This is a genomic window from Paenibacillus sp. FSL A5-0031 (assembly GCF_001956295.1).
Taxonomy (GTDB): Bacteria; Bacillota; Bacilli; order Paenibacillales; family Paenibacillaceae; genus Pristimantibacillus.
In genome coordinates this window covers 159,586-178,292 of the sequence record NZ_MRTD01000005.1, presented here as the reverse complement: position 1 = coordinate 178,292, position 18,707 = coordinate 159,586, and the positions used below count along the sequence as shown (strand labels likewise).

The 18,707-nt window shown below is 45.1% G+C and carries 20 protein-coding genes; 4 read left to right on the top strand and 16 right to left on the bottom strand.

Annotated elements, in window-relative coordinates; all coding sequences use genetic code 11:
* Positions 1–174: 174 nt before the first annotated feature.
* The 3 genes from dnaI to BK120_RS11150 all read right to left on the bottom strand — a co-directional run bounded on the left by dnaI (position 175) and on the right by BK120_RS11150 (position 3,283).
* A complete protein-coding gene (gene dnaI / locus BK120_RS11160) occupies positions 175–1,131 on the bottom strand; it encodes a primosomal protein DnaI (RefSeq protein WP_076267750.1) in 957 nt (318 codons plus the stop codon).
* 21 nt (positions 1,132–1,152) lie between these two features.
* Complete coding sequence (locus tag BK120_RS11155) at positions 1,153–2,685, bottom strand: replication initiation and membrane attachment family protein (protein WP_076267569.1); 1,533 nt, start codon at positions 2,683–2,685, stop codon at positions 1,153–1,155.
* A gap of 307 nt (positions 2,686–2,992) precedes the next feature.
* A complete protein-coding gene (locus tag BK120_RS11150; RefSeq protein ID WP_076267568.1) occupies positions 2,993–3,283 on the bottom strand; it encodes a YuiB family protein in 291 nt (96 codons plus the stop codon).
* Positions 3,284–3,447: 164 nt separating this feature from the next.
* Here BK120_RS11150 and hemQ point away from each other — a divergent pair, with 164 nt between their 5' ends.
* Positions 3,448–4,194 carry a hydrogen peroxide-dependent heme synthase gene (gene hemQ, locus BK120_RS11145; RefSeq protein WP_076267749.1) on the top strand — a complete coding sequence of 249 codons (747 nt, stop codon included), beginning with the start codon at positions 3,448–3,450 and terminating at the stop codon, positions 4,192–4,194.
* Between the two features lie 129 nt (positions 4,195–4,323).
* Here hemQ and BK120_RS11140 read toward each other — a convergent pair whose 3' ends face one another.
* Together BK120_RS11140 and BK120_RS11135 are read right to left on the bottom strand one after the other, a co-directional pair.
* Complete coding sequence (locus BK120_RS11140) at positions 4,324–4,596, bottom strand: hypothetical protein (RefSeq protein ID WP_076267567.1); 273 nt, start codon at positions 4,594–4,596, stop codon at positions 4,324–4,326.
* Positions 4,596–5,789, bottom strand: a complete 1,194-nt coding sequence (locus BK120_RS11135) for an NAD(P)/FAD-dependent oxidoreductase (protein WP_076267566.1) — start codon at positions 5,787–5,789, stop codon at positions 4,596–4,598. Before BK120_RS11135 ends, BK120_RS11140 begins: the two co-directional genes overlap by 1 nt.
* A 333-nt stretch (positions 5,790–6,122) precedes the next feature.
* Here BK120_RS11135 and BK120_RS11130 point away from each other — a divergent pair, with 333 nt between their 5' ends.
* A complete protein-coding gene (locus BK120_RS11130) occupies positions 6,123–7,124 on the top strand; it encodes an NAD(P)/FAD-dependent oxidoreductase (RefSeq protein WP_076267565.1) in 1,002 nt (333 codons plus the stop codon).
* Positions 7,125–7,241: 117 nt separating this feature from the next.
* Positions 7,242–7,481 carry a hypothetical protein gene (locus BK120_RS11125; protein WP_076267564.1) on the top strand — a complete coding sequence of 80 codons (240 nt, stop codon included), beginning with the start codon at positions 7,242–7,244 and terminating at the stop codon, positions 7,479–7,481.
* Positions 7,482–7,512: 31 nt separating this feature from the next.
* Here BK120_RS11125 and sda read toward each other — a convergent pair whose 3' ends face one another.
* The 7 genes from sda to BK120_RS11090 all read right to left on the bottom strand — a co-directional run bounded on the left by sda (position 7,513) and on the right by BK120_RS11090 (position 13,228).
* Positions 7,513–7,656, bottom strand: a complete 144-nt coding sequence (gene sda / locus BK120_RS11120) for a sporulation histidine kinase inhibitor Sda (protein WP_076267563.1) — start codon at positions 7,654–7,656, stop codon at positions 7,513–7,515.
* A 429-nt stretch (positions 7,657–8,085) separates the two neighbouring features.
* Positions 8,086–8,916, bottom strand: coding sequence for a metallophosphoesterase family protein (locus BK120_RS11115; protein ID WP_076267562.1), 831 nt, complete (start codon positions 8,914–8,916; stop codon positions 8,086–8,088).
* Positions 8,917–8,943: 27 nt separating this feature from the next.
* Positions 8,944–9,285: a DMT family transporter gene (locus BK120_RS34875; RefSeq protein WP_076267561.1), complete on the bottom strand. Its 342-nt coding sequence runs from the start codon at positions 9,283–9,285 to the stop codon at positions 8,944–8,946.
* Complete coding sequence (locus BK120_RS11105; protein ID WP_076267560.1) at positions 9,275–10,069, bottom strand: HAD family hydrolase; 795 nt, start codon at positions 10,067–10,069, stop codon at positions 9,275–9,277. Before BK120_RS11105 ends, BK120_RS34875 begins: the two co-directional genes overlap by 11 nt.
* A 14-nt stretch (positions 10,070–10,083) precedes the next feature.
* The gene (locus BK120_RS11100) at positions 10,084–11,430 is read right to left on the bottom strand and encodes an extracellular solute-binding protein (RefSeq protein WP_076267559.1); all 1,347 of its coding nucleotides are present in this window, start codon (positions 11,428–11,430) and stop codon (positions 10,084–10,086) included.
* Positions 11,431–11,483: 53 nt separating this feature from the next.
* Positions 11,484–12,326, bottom strand: coding sequence for a carbohydrate ABC transporter permease (locus BK120_RS11095; RefSeq protein ID WP_076267558.1), 843 nt, complete (start codon positions 12,324–12,326; stop codon positions 11,484–11,486).
* Between the two features lie 32 nt (positions 12,327–12,358).
* A complete protein-coding gene (locus tag BK120_RS11090) occupies positions 12,359–13,228 on the bottom strand; it encodes a carbohydrate ABC transporter permease (RefSeq protein ID WP_256710854.1) in 870 nt (289 codons plus the stop codon).
* A gap of 248 nt (positions 13,229–13,476) precedes the next feature.
* On the opposite strand from BK120_RS11090, the gene BK120_RS11085 reads away from it, so the two are divergent.
* Complete coding sequence (locus tag BK120_RS11085) at positions 13,477–14,043, top strand: GbsR/MarR family transcriptional regulator (protein ID WP_076267557.1); 567 nt, start codon at positions 13,477–13,479, stop codon at positions 14,041–14,043.
* 160 nt (positions 14,044–14,203) lie between these two features.
* Here the strand turns inward: BK120_RS11085 and BK120_RS11080 are convergent, their stop codons facing one another.
* The 4 genes from BK120_RS11080 to BK120_RS11065 form a co-directional block, all read right to left on the bottom strand.
* Positions 14,204–14,875, bottom strand: coding sequence for a YheC/YheD family protein (locus BK120_RS11080; protein WP_076267556.1), 672 nt, complete (start codon positions 14,873–14,875; stop codon positions 14,204–14,206).
* Between the two features lie 79 nt (positions 14,876–14,954).
* Positions 14,955–15,542 (bottom strand): NAD(P)H-dependent oxidoreductase, encoded by a 588-nt coding sequence (locus BK120_RS11075; RefSeq protein ID WP_076267555.1) that lies wholly within the window; start codon positions 15,540–15,542, stop codon positions 14,955–14,957.
* 86 nt (positions 15,543–15,628) lie between these two features.
* Complete coding sequence (locus BK120_RS11070) at positions 15,629–16,240, bottom strand: TetR/AcrR family transcriptional regulator (RefSeq protein ID WP_076267554.1); 612 nt, start codon at positions 16,238–16,240, stop codon at positions 15,629–15,631.
* Between the two features lie 203 nt (positions 16,241–16,443).
* A complete protein-coding gene (locus tag BK120_RS11065; protein WP_076267553.1) occupies positions 16,444–18,609 on the bottom strand; it encodes a DNA topoisomerase III in 2,166 nt (721 codons plus the stop codon).
* Positions 18,610–18,707 lie beyond the last annotated feature (98 nt).

The window sequence follows — 18,707 nt, the reverse complement described above, 5'->3', positions numbered from 1 at the left end:
AAAGCTTTATATGCTAGCAGAACGAACGTCACAGTATAAAAACAGCGCTCATCCTGAATACGCTTTCAACCATACTGAGATAAAGCTTGATGCCGCTACCAGCCTTAAACAAAAATAAAAGCTTTGGTCAACAAATTCCTCGAATAGGAATCCGTTAACCAAAGCTTTAATCGATTACTTTTGTCCGCGCTTGTTTTCACCGGTAACCATGACGACTTCAACGTAAGGCCGTATACGGTCCATTATACGCTGTCCCTTATGCAGCTCATCGCCATCCTTGCTCGTGAAGCTAAAATGCCTCTCCAGCGCCTCCAGCTCGTAGTTGGAGGTGTAGAACGTTGGCTTGCGCTGCATCCGGTAATTCAAGATTGCGCCTAGTACATGATCGCGAACCCATGGATTTAAATTTTCTGCGCCCATATCATCAAAGATAAGCAGGTCAGTTTCCTTCATCATCTCGACCGTTTCCTTCAGCTTGCCGGGCTCATGCATGAGCGTCTTCAGATCTTCTACAAAGTCAGGCATGTAGACGATCACACCGGAATATCCAGCCTTCGCAAGCTCATGAAGCAAATAACACATTAAAAATGTTTTGCCTGTACCAAAGCGGCCTGCCAAATACAAGCCTTCCTCCTGCAAGCCATGCTCTTTCGTGCGATCGATATATTTCTGAACCTGCCCTACCGCCTTTGCACGCTCAAGATCTCTCGTAATAATCTCAGCTGACGAGTAGCCGCGCTGCAGCGCCTTCTCGTCTATGTAGAAGCTTCTGATCCGGCTTCTAATCTGATCCTCATTCTGACGAGCGTTAAATTTCTTGCATGCTACCTTACGGTCATATAACTGCGTTAGACCATTCACCGTATCAGAACTAAGCAGCGTATAGTGGCCTTCAAAATCATTCGGGCAATTGTCTAAGCCCGGACAATTGGTACAGTTCCTGTATTCCGTCACATATTGATAAACCCGATTCAAATTAAGACGGATCGTCTGCTCATCCAAATCCGGATATTTAACGCGAAGCTTCTCAACAAGCGGTTCTGCAAGCAGCTCAGTCAGCTTATGCTCCGCCTTTTCCGTAAAGGCTTTGCCGGAAGGCCAAGCCTTCAGCAATTCGCCCATCGACTCCATCATCTGCTTACACCGCCTTTATCATTTACCGTCTAATTTCCGAGCCAGCTTCAACAGCTCTTCAAGCTCATCGGCCGAAACTGCCGAAGTCGATTGATCTTCCTGTACGATTGGAATAGAAGGCTTACGGGATGTGCCCCTGCTGCTGCCTCCGCTTCTTGAACCGCCTTTCGAGCCGTTATAGCCTCCGCCAGCGTAACTGGTCGCAGCTTCCTTGCGGCGTTCCTTATCCTGCTCCACCTGCGCTTGCTCTCGCACATAAAGCACAGCTTTCTCGAATGTATCGATTTGCTTCACAAGCATGTTCGATGCTACGGCGTCCAAAAATGTTTTTGTCACCCGCTGCGCATCGTTAGCTCCAATAACATAATGTATAAGTACGTTAATAACGGGGGCAGCTAATTTATAATTGAGGTCGATGCGTTCAAACACACGTTCAATCCAATCCGGTACTGCTCCGGGGAAAAAGCGCTGAAGAAACCGTGTATGTGGTTCATTTCGCATCAGCATATTATACTGCTGAACATCACAGCGGCCGCTAAGCTGATTCGGAACTTGCAAATAATGCTGCTCTTGCACTTCGTATTCCTCGGTCAATTCATCAGGATCAACCGTCTCCTCGTCCGCAACAACTTGCGTGCGTGACAGCGCTCGCTGCCGTTCGCCTTCCCGCTTCTTGTCCTGCCTATAAAATTGATTAGCCCGCAGTTGAAGCTCGTCAACATTCAGTGTGCCGCTCTCTCCAAAAATGCCATCCTCATCAAGCAAACGACATATATCCACTACAGCCAAATTATATTTGTAAGCTACATAGTTTACCTGCGAGAGTTGTTCTTCATCACTTCGCAGCCGCTCCACGAACCGCCGATTTGCGGAATTACGAGGAAAACGCAAAATAATTTCTCCATAAGGTATGCCTGCTGTTGCTTGTGCCGGCCTAGCGGCTGATTGCCGCGATGGCGCAACCTCCGTCAACGCTTGCTCAAGCTCATTGTCTACGGACTGCATATTAAGCTTAAACAGCTCATAGAAAGGCACTGATATATTTTCTTTCGTTAATTTCGCTCCTGCCAGCTCATCCGGTTCATTAGCGCCAAATGATTCTCGAAGCGAGATTACAGCATACTTGCCAACCTTATCGCGCAAGAGCATCGTTAAATGCATGTTTCGAAAAAATTCGACTGGCGACAAGGGCTGGGACATTTCATATTCATAAATAACATCTGCATTATCCGGAACGCCTAATCGTGACGTTTGCAGCAATCCAACAGCCTCCAGCTTCGAAGCCTGTTCGATAAGATGCTTGCGTCCGCGCTCGTTCATCTCCAGCCCTAAACCAAGAAACAGCTTGCGCTGCGGCTCAATCGAAGAGTAGCCCGAGGTGCCTTCGGCAATGCCATGATACAGCTGCTGGTAAAATGCGACGGCAAATGCGCCAATCATCGGCTGATAGATTAGCGACAGCATTTTGTAGTCGAGGCTGCTTAGCGAAAAATCGCGAAAAATGTAATATCGGTGGTGTTCCGTGTACTGCAATATATTATTGATGCGCACAGCATCAGCTCCATCCTTCACTAACATTCTATTATTTTAACATAAAAACCGATGTTCAGGACGAGTCGGAAAATAGAAAAATCCCCCGAAGGAGGGATTTTTTTTTCAAATATAAGAAGGCATATCATTCGTTCCTTCTGCTTATCTTATATTTCTCCGTCTAAGCTGCTTCAGCATCCAGAGGACGCTGAAGGCGTTTTTGCTTGAAATATAAGAATTTATAAGTTTGTTAGCTTATCAAGGGCTTATATTTCTCCGTCTAAGCTGCTTCAGCATCCAGAGGACGCTGAAGGCGTTTTTGCTTGGCTTAAAACATTTTGTAGCCGCCCTTGCGCAGCGCCTGAATCGCCCATCCGCTTACGTATGCGCCGATTAGCGCTCCAATTACCGGTATGTAATCAAAAACCGTGTAGTGAGCAAAGTTTTCAATCGTCGTTGATGCCGACTGATCCCAAGGAGCCCAAATACCTAATACAATTAATGCGATAACAAATAAATATATCGGGAACCACGTTGTTTTTAACAACATATTCAAAATAAAGCCAATACCGAACATCATAACTAAAAACAGCACGGTAGCAATAATTAATTGAAGCATCCAAACTTCCCCTTTCACACTCTCGTTTATTAGTTTAATTAATGGTTAGATGGAAGTCAATTATATGAGGACAAATGTCACAAGACCGCCATTTGCTCACTCCGCCCTCCTTACGATACAATGATTAGAGCATCATTATGGAGCTTGAAGGGAGCATTTATACGATGAGTGAAGCAGCACAAACATTAGAAGGCTGGTACGCGCTGCATGATTTCCGCAGTGTGGATTGGACCGCTTGGCGCTTAGCCGATGAAAGTGAACGCAGCCGCGCGCTGGACGAGCTGCAAACGTTTTTGCAGCAATGGACCACAGTGGAGGAAAATAAAGAAGGCAGTACAGCCGTTTATTCCATCGTTGGTCAAAAAGCAGACTTCGTATTCATGCATTTGCGTGAAACACTAGAGGAGCTTAACGAACTTGAAACGGCGTTCAACAAAACAACGTTCGCAAGCTTTACATATCCGGTATTTTCATATGTCAGCATTGTAGAGCTGAGCAACTACATGGCACAACCGGGCTCTGATCCGATGCAAAACCCGGATATTATCGCTCGATTGAAACCGACGCTGCCAAAAGCAAACCACATCTGCTTCTATCCGATGAACAAGCGCAGGGATGGACAAGACAACTGGTACATGCTCGCAATGGACGAGCGTAAAACGTTGATGCGCAGCCACGGGATGATCGGTCGTCAATACGCTGGCAAAGTAAAACAAATCATTACCGGCTCTGTCGGCTTCGACAACTGGGAATGGGGCGTTACGCTATTCGCCGACGATGCGTTGCAATTCAAGAAGCTAATTTATGAAATGCGCTTTGATGAAGTGAGCGCTCGTTACGCTGACTTCGGCGATTTTTATGTCGGCAATTTCTTGAACGCTGAGAAATTCCAAGCCTTGCTGAAAATTTAATAGAAAGAAGCCCAAGCCTTTTCTTCAAATGGCTTGGGCTTCTTTTTTTTTCGTGAAGATCATTTGAATGAAAAAGGCTTCCGCCTTGGAGCAGTTTCGTTGCTGCTCCATTGAGCGAAAGCCTTTATTTTAATTATCGTCGTCGTCATCTTCGTCATTGTTTTCAAGCCCCAGCCGCTTCGCTTCCAAATACTCTTGCGTAGCTCGGTCACGAGCGCGGCCTTTGTCCTTCAACCGCTCGATCGCCGGCTGAATAAGGAGGTCAACTTCCTTTTGCACCGTATAGGCCAAGTCGTATCGTGTTTGCGATTCTAAGAAGGAGCCGACTTCCATCAATGCATTGTAACGATCCAGCTCATCTCTGGTCAGCAATCCGCGGACTTGTACGCTGCAATGTCTCATTATAGAAACTTCCCTTTGCGAAGGACAAGCGAAATGCCGCCGATGATGAACAGGTAACGAAGGTCGATCGCTTTTTTCAGCCATGCGGCTACGCGGCCTTTATATTTTTTGCCAAAAGCTACTCCGATTGCTTCGCCTTTGCCAAGTGAGGCTACCGTTCCTTTGTTGCTGAACGTAAAGCTCTTCGGCGGTTGATTGCGAATGGAAGCGACAAGGTTATGGGCGCATACGACACCTTGCTGCATTGCAATTTGAGCAGTCGGCGGATAAGGACGGCCTTCTGGATTAAACATCAGCGAGTTGTCGCCAACGATATAAATGTTCTCATTGCTTGGGGAGCGAAGGAATTCATCCACCTTCACGCGTCCGCGCATCGTTTCAAAGCCAGCTTCCTCAATGAGGCGATTGCCGCGAATACCGCCAGTCCAGATCACGGTTGCCGACTTGATTTCTTCGCCTTCGCCAACGATTACACCCTCTGGCGAGCACTCCTTAATGGCTGTGCCAATACGGAACGTTACACCCTTCTTGGTCAACACATCCATCCCATACTCTACGAGCTCAGGATCAAAGCCTGGCAGCGCCGTTGGTGCTGCTTCGATGTTGTAGATTTTTACAAGCGCAGGATCTACGTCAAATTGCTTGCACAGCTCAGGAATACGGTCGGAGAGTTCTCCAACAAATTCGATTCCCGTAAAGCCTGCACCGCCAACAACAAACGTCAAATAATCCGTACGATGCGGCTCACGTTTGAAGCGCGCGAATTGGTACTCGATATGCTCGCGAATCAAACGAACAGAGTTGATGCTGCGAATATTCATTGCATGTTCGCCTAAGCCTGGAATTCCGAAAGTCTCAGGCTCGCCTCCAAGACCAATGACCAAATAATCATAAGACAAAGTACCGTCTTCAAGAATCACTTTTTTATCTTGCGGACGAATTTGAACGACCGTTGATTTCACGAAGTCGATTTTAAATTCATCGATCAATTTCGAAATGCTCACCCGTGCATTTTCCGGATTATCCGTGCCTGCCGCTGGCATATGAAGATGTGTTGTAATATAGTGGTAATCATGTTTATTAACTAACGTAACGTCAGCTTCATTGTAATTTAATTCTTTTTGCAGTCGAAGTGCGGTCAAAATGCCGCCGTACCCTGCGCCAAGAATAACGATTTTAGGTATGTTACTCATCGTTTAATCCCATCCATTCCTTATTTATCTTTGTATTTATACTTTGTGAAAAATTACACATGCTAAACCGAATATTTATAATGATGAGTTCAGTGTGTTCTAATTAAAGTGCTTTTATCAATGAGCCTATGGCATTAAACCGACAACTTTCGACGTTTTATGCAACCACTCCCATGCATAACATACATCAGAAATTCTACAGAGTTTTCGGGCAAAGTTCAAGGGCAAAATATACGAAATTGTTTAGAACTCTATACAAATTAAATATTTCCTTCTTATATCTGGAAAGTTTATAATTGAAGTCGTAAAGCTTATAACGTGGAGGTGGCTACAATGTCAAACCCTGAATCAGCAGTAGATCCCGTCGATATTTTAATCATCGGAGGCGGGCCTGCAGGAATGTTTGCTGCTTTCTATGGCGGTATGCGCCAAGCTTCAGTTAAGCTCATCGAAAGCATGCCCCAGCTAGGCGGTCAGCTTGCAGCGCTTTATCCTGAAAAATACATTTATGATGTTGCTGGATTTCCTAAGGTAACGGCACAAGAACTAGTTGACCGTCTAAGAGAGCAGCTTACTCATTTTCAGCAGGAAATCTGCCTTGAGGAAAAGGTATTAAACGTAAACAAGCTTGATGAACGTCTCTTTGAAATTATAACAGACAAAACAAAACATTATGCTAAAGCGGTCATTATTACTGCCGGTGTTGGTGCATTTGAGCCGCGGAGGCTTGAATTGCCTGAGGCCGCTGGATTTGAGAAGAAAAACCTTCATTATTTTGTGGGTGATTTGCAGCGTTTTCAGGGGAAAAAGGTGTTGATAAGCGGCGGCGGCGACTCAGCTGTTGACTGGTCGCTCATGCTGGAGCCCATTGCTGAGAGCGTTACGCTAATTCATCGTCGTGACAAATTCAGAGCGCATGAGCATAGCGTTGAGAATTTAATGAATTCGAAAGTTAACATCCTTACACCAAAAGAAATTACAGCGCTTCATGGTGAGGAGAGCATTACGAAAGTCACGTTATCCGACGTCAAAACATTAGAAACAATTGAACTTGAAGTCGATGCCGTCATCGTCAACTTTGGTTTTATTTCCTCACTCGGTCCGATTGCTGATTGGGGTATTCAAATTCAAGGCGGGTCGATTATCGTTGATACCCGTATGGAAACGAATATTGCTGGAATCTTTGCTGCCGGCGATGTGACTACTTATCCCGGTAAGCTTAAGCTGATCGCTGTTGGTTTCGGAGAAGCCCCTACTGCTATTAACAACGCTAAGGTTTATGTTGATCCCGGAGCAAAGCTGTCCCCAGGACATAGCAGCAACATGAAGCTTTAGCGCATTTATATTGATCATAACGGTAAAAAAATAAACATAAGGGTATCCTAACCTTGGCTTAGCTCATTCATACACCTATTGCATTCATATGCACGGTGAGCCTAGGAGGATACCCTTATGTTTTGTCCTGTTTGTAATGGTTTTCAATATTTGCATGTTCGCTGCTCCTCTTGCGATAGCGCAGTTATCGATTGCGGTCGTGTATCTGATCTTACGAGCCCTTACGCTCCCTATGAACAGATCGAAGACGAGCCGCTCATAAATAGTGTGCATGTGCAAAACTCTTTATCTTGCAAGCATCTTGTATATTGTCAGGCCTGCAAGCATACTGCCGAGGTTTGGGTGAAGGAAATGTAGTCGCTTTGCTATCTTGAAGAATCGCGACTTTTTATGCTGTAATTTTGATGTTTTCTGGTTTGAGTCGTCTGCGTGTCATTTCGATGGCTAACATTCGAATAAACTCGGGTTCCAATTCAAACTGCACAGCTGCATAATAAGTGTCTACTAACATTTCGTCAGACAGTAGCTCCATACTACACACCCTTTCTTCCATACTTTGGTTACTACTTTTTCATAGTAGCATGGCACTATTAGAAGGACAACAGTCCCGGTTATACACAAGATGTTGTGGATACGATGTGAATAGCATGTGTATATACGTCGAATTTTTAGCATTATCAAGGTGGATAATGTGGATAGAGTTATCCACAGGTCTTTTTTACATCCTCTCAATAAAAAACTTTAATCGCTTTATATGAATCTATTAATGGAATATATTGAAACCTCTCCCTATTTCCTACACTAGCCTATATACAATCACACAAGCAAAAACGACTTCGGCGTCCTCTGGATGCTGAAGCAGCTTTGACGGAGAAATATAACCCCTTTATAAGCTAACAAACTTATAAATTCTTATATTTAAAAAAAAGCCCCAATAGGGGCTCATATGAGAAATGATTCCTTACCAATTCAATTCATACTGCTCATTTTCGATCCATGAGGAAGTCGTATAGTCTCTGCCGCGCACAATAATCTTATTTGCGTACACGTCAACCTGATAACCTTGGCTGCCCTCTTTGTACTCATCCTCATTTGTCCATAAATAAGCGACCGAAGCCGTATTAAATATGGTCGCCGTTTCACCTTTTCCTTCAAAGCAGGTATGCCCCGCTTCCAGCTCCCAATGCGTATGTCCGTTAAACATGATTGTCTGAGGATGCTTTTTCAGTATTGCTTTCAATTCTTTGTCCTGAGTTACACCATACCAACCCTGCTCCTCGAGCGAACCGGCAACCGTATCCTTCAGCGGCTGATGCAGGAACAAAAATACCGGCTTTGATGCTGATGCCTGCTCACCAAGACGCTCATCAAGCCAGTCAAGCTGCTCTGTACTCAAATAGGCGAAATCCTTTAATCCTTGCTCCGAGCCTAGAAAAATAAAATGATAGCCCTCCAGCCATTTATCATAATATGGACCTTTCATGCCGGTGCTAGATTCATAGAGTTTAAGCTGATTGCTCCATTCACCTAAAAAAATATCATGATTGCCATACGTAAGCAGCATCTCTGGCAGTCCTGCTTTGTTTGCTTCCCAAATACGGGCAAACTCCTCATATTCAGGTCTGAGTCCATGATCCGTCACGTCTCCAACATGCATTATGCCTATACTGTTAGAGGCATGTGCCGCAATATCAAGAAGCGCTTGCTCGAAATGCTTATTGTGAATATGCTCCCGGTCATTCGTAACATGGGTGTCCGTAATGACTTGAAAACTAATAATTGGAGACAGCATTTTATTCCTCTCCCTTTCTGCTTGCGTTTAATGGTTTTTTACACTCATATTCAAGCCCACTACTCCAACAACGATAACAGCGATCCAGAGCAATGAGGTAATAGGCAGCTTTTCATGAAAAATCGTAACGCTGACAATCGTAATGAGAATAATGCCAATACCTGACCAGATCGCATAGGCAACGCTCACATTCATATAAGATAGAGCGAAGTTTAGCATCGTGAAGCTGACACCATAAAATAAAAACATGAGTACAGAGGGCCAAAATCGTGAAAAGCCCGCTGAATATTTCATAGAAACGGTTCCCGACAGCTCTAATACGATAGCGAGAAGAAGAAATGTCCATCCCCAGCCCATTTCACTCTTCATTCACTCGTCTCCTAATCGTTAGTTCGCTATAAGAAGCAATAACTTCATCTGCATTAGGAAGCGCCTTGTGGACGCGAGAGCCGTCGGCAACATCTGCGATACCAACTTTTACACAAGCTCCAGACGCAAGTCCCATCCGCATATCTCCATTAGTGTCGCCTATAATCGCAGCCTCCGAACAATCAATTCCAAGCTTCTGGCAGGCCAGCTGCATCATATCCGGAAACGGCTTGCCTCGCTGAGCCAAATCAGTGCCGATTACGACATCAAAATAATTGCGAATTCCAAGCCACTCCAAATGTTTATTTGCAGCCTCCGTTTCATCAGCAGTGACAACGCCAAGCCTAATGCCATGCTCTCTGCAGCTATCCAGAAAATCAATGCTTCCAGGCAGCGGGAGAGCTGGGCGCGAGAGCTCCAGCTCAATATCCGCTTGCTTCTTGCAATGCTGAACAAGCTCCATCGCTTCGGCCCACGATACGCCCTGGCTGTACAACTGCCAAGCAATCACTGCATACAAGTCATTCATCGTGCCCATAGCAAGCGGGCCATTTCGATCATAATCGATGATCTTGTTGTCAGCATCATGTTTCGTGCCCCAAAGGCTAGGAATCAGGTCAAGCTGAAAGGGAATTCCACGGTGCTCTAACTGATTCTTTAGCTCAATGAATATGAACTCGCTCCAGCTACCCCACATCCCGATGAAATCCAGCAGCGTACCATCCTTGTCAAACAAGATGCCTGACACCTTGTATGCTCGATTATTTATTATTAAGTCAGGCATATTCGCCATTCCTCCTATTTTAATCTGTCGAGCTCCTTCTGTGCTGCTTCCTTCGCTTCCTTGAGCGCTTTCTCAGCAGAAACATTCCCGATTTGCACTTTATCAGCTGCAATTTTAAGCGCATCGTTTATTTTGCCGCCTGTCGGGTCCTGGAATGGCGCAGATGCATGAGCTGCTTGCATAAGCGGCACTTTAATTTGAGGGTTTTTCTCGCTGAATGCTTTGTATTCCTCGTCCTCAAGTGCGGATGAGCGAACTGCGATATAGCCCGTACCAATCGACCATGATGCGGTATTTTTCGTTTCAGAGAAGAACGTAAGCCATTTGTATGCCGCCTCTTTTTGTTCTTCACTAACGCCAGCTGGAATGCCTGCCATAATTGCACTTGCAACAGGTTTGCCTGCACCTATGCCGTCCCAGCCCGGTTGCTCCATTGCCCCAACGATATTGAAATCAAGATCACCTTGATCGCCGCTTGAGCCCGTATAGCCTGCAGCTTGTCCCTTCATAACATCGTCGATCGTTTTGTACCAATATTCCCACCCTTGGCCGCCGGAGTGGATCGTCATCACTTTATCTTCATGAATCCATTTGCGGAACATCTCCCATGTCTCAACCCATTCCGGAGAGTCAATCAACACGGTTTTGCCATCATCACTTAGAACAGATCCGCCTTTGCCTAATACTGCATCCATCATATTTTCCATGCCCCACATCGGCTCCCAGCCGTAGAAGCTTGTTTTTCCATTCGCTTTAACCGCCATCTTCGATGCCGAAGCAGCTAGGCTTTCCCATGTCTTAAAATCTTCAGTTGTAAGTCCGCTCTTCTCAAGTGCGTCCTTGCGATAATACATGACCTGCGTCGTGCCATACATCGGAAGGAAATATTGTTTGCCGTCCAGCTGTCCTTGCTCAAGAAAGGTTTGTACAAAGTCTTCTTTATTGAAAGAAGAGTCAGCACCAATTAATTCGCTCATGTCAGCGAATAACCCTTTTTTTGCCCAGTTCATATTAGAGGAAAGAACGGCAGCAGGCGCTTGCTTCGCTGCAATCGCAGCTTGAAGCTTCTGCTCGGTTTCGGAGTAATCCGCTTGGGCAATGCCTTTCACGATTACCTCCTGCTGCGAGTTGTTGAATAAGTCGATTTTTTCCTTCATCGTTTCGCCAAGCTTGCCGCCAAGCCCATACCAGAACTCAATCGTAACTGGCTCTTTAGGAGCAGGTGCTTCGCTTGCCTCATTGGTTGGATCTACAGTAGCTCCATTATTCGTTTTCGTATTTCCTGCTGTTTGTCCACATGCTGCCAGTACCGCAAAACTGGTTACCATCATCAGAGCTAAACCTTGCTTCATTTTCAACATTGTAATTGATTCCTCCACTCGATTTGTATAAAACAACAAGCAATGCCTATTTTCTACCCTTTGTTCACGCCAACTGACATATTGAAGCTTTTCATAATCGTCTTCTGCGCAAAAAGAAACAGCACAAGCAGCGGGATAATCGTAAAGGAACTTGCCGCCATAATAAGCGGCCACTTCAAGCCATAGGCTCCTCCTTCCACAAAGAAGCTTCTAAGGCCGGCCGAGACTAGCTGCAGATTCGGATTTTTCGTGATCAGCATCGGCCAAAAATAGTTATTATAATGTTCAATGAACGTAATAAGAGCGAGCACAATGAAGGAGGAACGCGTCACCGGAATAAGAATCGACCATAAAATCCGCATTGATGACGCACCATCGATTTGTCCTGCTTCTACCAGTTCATGCGACACCTGTAAAAAAGCTTGTCTGATCAAAAAAATGGAAAAGACGCTGACGCAGTTGGATAAAATGAGGCCAGCATAGGAATCGAGCAGGTGGAGCTTGGCCAAAATCATATAGCTCGGCAAGTAAACCGCTGTGCTAGGAATCATATAACCAAGCATTATGATTGCAGTGATGGCTTTCTTCAAACGAAATCGCATATGCGTCAAAGCATAAGCCATCATTGCAGAATTCAGTGCCTGCAGCAGAACAATAACTGAAGCTACGAGAATGCTATTCGTTAAATACCGCCAGAAAGGCGCTTCTAGCCAAGCCGCCAAAAAATTGCTCCACTGAGGAGAACTTGGCCAAAAGGTGGGCGGGAATTGCCATATTTCATCATTTGTTTTGAGCGCGCTTGTAATCATCCAATAGAATGGAAAGGCCATAACGGCACTGAAGAGCAGCAATAGCAAATGCCTGATCGTACGTCGAAAAACATTTTGAGCTTGCATAACAATCTTTCTCCTCCCCATGCGGTTGACGATTATGAGCTGTAATGAACGGTTTTACGGCTGATGGCAAAGGATACGATCGACAGCACCATACAGATAGCTACGAGCACAACCGCCACAGAGGAAGCTTCCCCGATATCAAACGACTCAAAAGCCGATTGATAATACATATATAGAAGCGTTCTTGTTGAACCGGCCGGGCCACCCTGCGTTAACACGTTAATTTGGTCATAAGCTTGCAGCGCCGATATCGTTTGTACAATAAAAAGAAAAAAAGTCGTTGGCGATATGAGCGGAATCGTAATATATCGAAGCTTGCTCCATCTTCCCGCCCCGTCCAGCTCTCCAGCCTGCAATAGCTCTCGCGGCAAATTTTGCAAGGCGACTAAGAAAAACACCATCGACCAGCCCATCAGCTTCCAGATGGTAACGATCAGCACCCCTGCAAGCGCCCATCTCGTATCTTGAAGCCAGCCAATTCCGTCAAAGCCGAACCATCTCAGCACCGTATTGGCCATTCCTACCTTAGGTTCGAATATCCAAGACCATACAATAGATACAGCAACCGTTGGTGTAACCCAAGGAGAGAACAATAACGTCCGGTAAATAACCGAGCCCTTCATCTTCCGGTTTAGCAACAACGCAAGCGCAAGTCCAAAAGCCATCACCGGAAGCACACTTCCAAGGCAAAAGAGGAGGGTTACGCCAAGGGATTGATAGAATGCTGAATTATTGAACAAATAAATATAGTTTTCAAAACCTACAAATGTTTTAACGGGACTCATAAAATCCCAATCCGTAAAGCTCAAATAAAAAATAGTTCCCAGCGGGATCAACCAAAATACAATCAATGGAATCATAGCCGGCAGCGTGAACAATAGAGCCTTCCATTCCTTAGCCATATCGCGTTTTATCATCTCCTGTTTATCGTACAATTTTTTCTTAATGTTTGCTATAATTATCATTAATAACTCGTTTTCACCTCTATTGTTCAAAAATTATTGTACACTCAGTTTAGAACAGCCACATTATCTGAACGTTAACGTCTGATAAAGATCTTGTAAAAGAGTTGTTTTCCTGAAAGATTCACTTTCAACTAATATTGTTGCTGTATAATGAATCATAAAATCTTAATCTTGTAGGTGATGTTGTGAAAAGAGCTTCCACCAGCGATCAGAATAGTTTGCCCACGACTCAGGAGCAAATAAGAGGAAAAATAATAGACGCTATTGCCCAGACGATGGATTTATATGGTGCTAATTATTCATTCGGGCAGCTTTACGGCATCATGTTTTTTGAAGATAAACCGATGACACTTGAAGAAATGAAACAGCAAATGAATATGAGCAAAAGCAATATGAGCTATGCCGTTCGATCCTTGATGGATTCAAAGATGATAATGAAATTGGATGAAAAACTGGAACGAAAAGACTTATATGTAGCGGAGACTGACTTTTTCCAAGCCTTCCAAAACTTCTTTGCTGCTAAGCTGCAGCGCGAGATCGATGTCATGCTCGGGGCAATAAATGAGGTTATACCTCCGTTATCTGAAATCATCTTAGATATTGATACGGAGGCTGAGGAGCGGCTCCTATGCCTAAAGGACTTGAACAAACTGCGACATGGGATTGAGTATTACAGCTGGCTTCAGCAATTCGTCGATGGGCTTCGTAACGGAGAGTTTTTTCGTCAAAATGAGACCAAGGCCGATCTCTAGCCTATGAATCAAGCAAAAACGGCTTCGGCGCCCTCTGGATGCTGAAGCCGCTTTGACGGAGAAAAATAAGATAAGGATGAGAAAATGATCTTCTTTCTTCTATTGAACAAAAGGATGCTAAGAAGTGATTTCCACTTCTACGCATCCTTTTGTTTGCCCGTTATTGCGGCCTAGTATTCACTTCAAATATCCATATTTTACCTTGTTTATCGATGCCGTAATCAAACCCTAGCTGGCCAATTCCGGGGTATTTGGCTTCAAGCACATTTGTCGATAATACGGTAAGCTCACGCATCTTCCGCTTCTTTTCCCCTACCTGTGCTGAAGATAGGGATCTGCTAATCCCGTCTGCTGCTGAAACCAATGTGCCGCCTCGGCATAAATTAGTTACGAACAGCCCTTTTCTAGCAATTCGCCCTACAATTGCACGATAGACCCAGCCGCTATCCGTCTTCACATATTTTACTCGGTAATCAATAGGCCTACCGTCCACCGTGGCTAAATATATCCCTTTTTGAATAATATAAGCACGGCCTTTACGTTGATTGTTAAGCGATCCTACTAAAGCCGCAAAACTAGCGAATCGTTTCGTCTGCGAATAATAAGTATAGGTATACCCATCGCCGTCTCGCGTAACCTTAATAACGCCGTGTCCGCCAGCACCGACTACTGGCTTAACAACAACCATTTGATGTGTATCCAACATGCTTCTGAGGTTATTGGCCGTAAATCTCCTAGTTGGAGGAATATGCGGTGCGATGCTGGAATGAGAAAGCAGTATTGCCGTCTTAGCCCATTTGCTAGCTAATTGCCTACCCTGATTATCACCCAATGAAATCTATCCCCTTTCCTACCTCTTCATCCATAGCATATGACAGAACACTATCTTTCTCTTGGATGAATGACATAGGTTAGGAGCCTTTATTACCAAGCTTACCAACAATCGCTAGCCATTTGCCTCTTTTCGTATCCGTAGAACCTTTTACTGGACCAATATTCGTAATCCGTACTGGTTTAATTCCACAAAATTGAAGTGTCGCATTCTTCATTGCGCGATGCCCTGGCTGACCGTATACAAAGCGGTTGTACCATACTGGCGTATCCAGTGTAACGATCAAGCGAGCTGTTTTGCCAGACAACAGCTTATCCCACAATATAGAGCCTTCGCGATATTTAAAAGCAAAGCCTGGCAGCAGCACCCGATCCAAAAAACCTTTGAGCAAAGCCGGCTGCGTCCCCCACCAAGTCGGATAAATGAAGACAAGATGATCCGCCCACTTGATCGATGCTTGGGCTTCTAGCAAATCCGGTTCAAGCTCTGTACGCTTCGCATAGCCGAAGGCAAGATTAGGATTAAAGCTTAGCTCATGCAGAAGTATGATTCGAACCTCTGCGCCGCCCTGCACCGCGCCGTCAGCATAAGCCTTGGCCAAAGAGCTGCAATAGCTGGTAGGGTTGGGATTTCCTTGAATGATAAGTATTTTTTTGTTTGAGCTCACTTTGGCTCCACCACCGTTTCTGTTACTAAAATAATTGTAAGAAATCTACTCATCGGTACTTATCCTTGTCGCGATTCTCTTTGACACTATTCAGAAGTTCCGTCTTGTAATATGAGCAGCATAAATTGATAAAAATCTTCTTTCTCGAATGCACGAGCTGGTGATGAAAGCGTGTCGGCTAACATAATGTTCCGAACGCACATGCCGTATGACAGCATTACGCCTTGCTCTGCTGCTTTACGCGCATCCACGGTTTGAGCAATGAGACCCTCTTTTTGTCCGCTTTCTATCCACTCGAGCAAGGTCGCTGTTGAACGCTCGTGAAATTGCTGCAGCACATTTGCAATACCTGGCTTATCCTTCTGACTAAGCAGATATGTTAAGATTTGATTAGCCACACTATCCTTCTGCTGAAGCCGATCAAGCCCCTCAGTAATAGCAAGCAATGGAGCTGCAAGACTGCAGCTTTTCTCTATCGTTAGCAGGAAGGAATCATTAATGAGCTCCACTTGCGAAGCCAATATAAGTCCAAAAAGCTCTTCTTTGCTTTTTACATAATGATAGATGGCACCTTTGGACAATCCGGTACTAAGCATAATTTGCTGCAATGTGGTATTTCGGCAGCCTTTTTCCTGAATGAGCTGCTCTGCTGTTTCCAACAATAATTTATAGCTCGCATTTGCAGTGTAATCTACCATAAGCAGCCTCCTTTATTATTAATTGTTTAATATGAGTTGCAATCGACGATAATTTATACAAAACAATTGCAGACCGTCGGTCGGTTTGTTGATGTCTTTATAATACAGACCGCCGGTCGGTTTGTAAAGTGGCATTCTATTTTTTTTCACAAAAAAAAACCAGCAAGCAGCCCTTAAAGGGTTGGTTGCCGGTTTTCTCTAATTTATTTGCCTGATTGTTTCTCAAGTGCTGCCTTAAGCTTATCTGCCAAGCTATTGGACATCGACGTATTGTCGCTATACTGTTCAATCAGTTTCTGGTTTTGCTTGCGATTCACTTTGCCGCTTTGCTTATCGCCAAGCATTTCGATGACATTGCATGGTTTGCATTGTGCAAATTTCCCTGCTTTGCCGTCTTTAATCTCCATTTTCTTATGGCATTGCGGGCAGCGCTTATTGGAGAGCATTGGCTCTGCTGAACGGCGATAGCCGCATTCACGATCTGAGCAGACGAGCGATTTGCCTCGTTTTCCGTTAATTTCGAGCAAAGGCTTCTCGCATTCAGGACAGCGTGAATGGGTCAAATTATGCGGTTTATATTCCTTCGTCTCAGCAATAACCTCAGAAACCCATTTCGATGCCTGCTGTCTGACATTTTTCATAAAGGCAGCCGGGTCGCCTTTACCTTTCGCAATGCGCTCCAGCTCCTGCTCCCACTTCGCTGTTAAATCAGGACTTCTAAGCTCGTTTACTACAAGTTCAATCAGCTGCTTTCCTTTACCCGTTGGCATCAGCTTGTTTTGCGTCCGAGTTATCGTATCTGTTCCGAGCAGCTTTTCAATAATATCAGCTCTTGTTGCCGGTGTTCCAAGACTGTGCTTCTCCATGCGAGTAAGCAATGTCGCTTCTGTATAGCGTGCTGGCGGCATTGTGCGAAGCTCGCGTACCTTTTCCTGCTTTACGGGGAGAGATTGTCCGATGGATAGCGGTGGAAGCAGCTGAGCAGGCTGTCCGTCGGACTTCCCTTGACCTGAGCCCGCTCCGTCGTCGTCGTCCTCATCTTGAACGGAAGAATAAGCATCTGATTGATAAATTTCCTTCCAGCCCTTTTCTTTCTCGATCTTCCCTTTTGCATATAAATTATCCTTGCCTACAGCAAGCACGACACTCGTCTCATCGTAGCGATAAGGTCCATAAAATAATGAAATAAACCGTTTTACGATTAAATCGTATAATCGGCGCTCATCATTGCTTAGAGCAGACAAATTCACGAATTGTTCTGTAGGAATAATAGCATGATGATCTGTTACTTTACTGTCGTCTACAATCCGCTTCGTTATCGGAAGCTGCATTCTGACAAGCTTGCGAGCCAGCTGTGTGTAGGGGCCAACAGCGATGCTCTCTAAACGTCCCTTTAAGGTTGGAACCATATCGCTCGACAAATATCTGGAATCTGTACGCGGATACGTAACCAGCTTATGCTGCTCGTAAAGCTTCTGAAGCACGTTGGACGTTTGTTTGGCTGAGAAGCCCAGACGTTTATTGGCATCTCGCTGCAGCTCCGTAAGGTCATAGGCCTGAGGATGCGGCTCCGATTTCTCCAAGGTGCGAAGCTTGCTTACCTTTGCAGTTCCCTGCTTGATACGAGCGGCGATCGCATCTGCATCAGCGCGGCTCCATACTCTTCCATCCTGTGCATCCTGCTCCCGCCAATGCGCAGAGAATGAGCCAAAATCAGCGGACACATTCCAATATGGCTGCGATTGAAACGATTGTATTTCTTGTTCCCGCTCCATCAGCATGGCAAGCGTTGGCGTTTGCACGCGTCCAGCTGCTAGCTGTGCATTGTATTTGGTCGTTAATGCTCTCGTCACGTTTAATCCAATCAACCAATCCGCTTCTGCTCGGCAAACGGCCGAAGCATACAAATTGTTATAGTCCTTGCCTGGCTTCAAGGTGTTGAAGCCGTCCTTTATCGCTTTGTCCGTCTGAGATGAAATCCAAAGACGCTTAAACGGCTTGCGCCAATGAACAAGCTCCATAATCCAACGAGCGACTAACTCGCCTTCTCGGCCAGCATCCGTAGCGATAATAAGCTCACTGATATCTTGCCGTTTACAAAGCTGAGCTACTGTACGATATTGCTGTGATGTTTCCTTCATAATTTTTAAGTTCATTTTTGGCGGAAGCAGCGGTAAATCTTCCAAATTCCAAGTTTTATATTTCGGATCGTAATCCTCAGGTTCAGCCAGTGTCACCAAATGTCCCAGCGCCCAAGTTACAACATATTTAGGGCCTTCCATGTAGCCTTTATGTTTCTGTCCGCAGCCGAGTACACGGGCTATTTCCTTCGCCACACTCGGTTTTTCTGCCAGTACAAGCGATTTCATTCGGGTTATTCGCTCCATTCCATTTAGATGCCTCATTCGCATCAATCATTATGACGAAACGATACCATAGGCTCGCAGCCTGCGCAACGCCTGCAGCC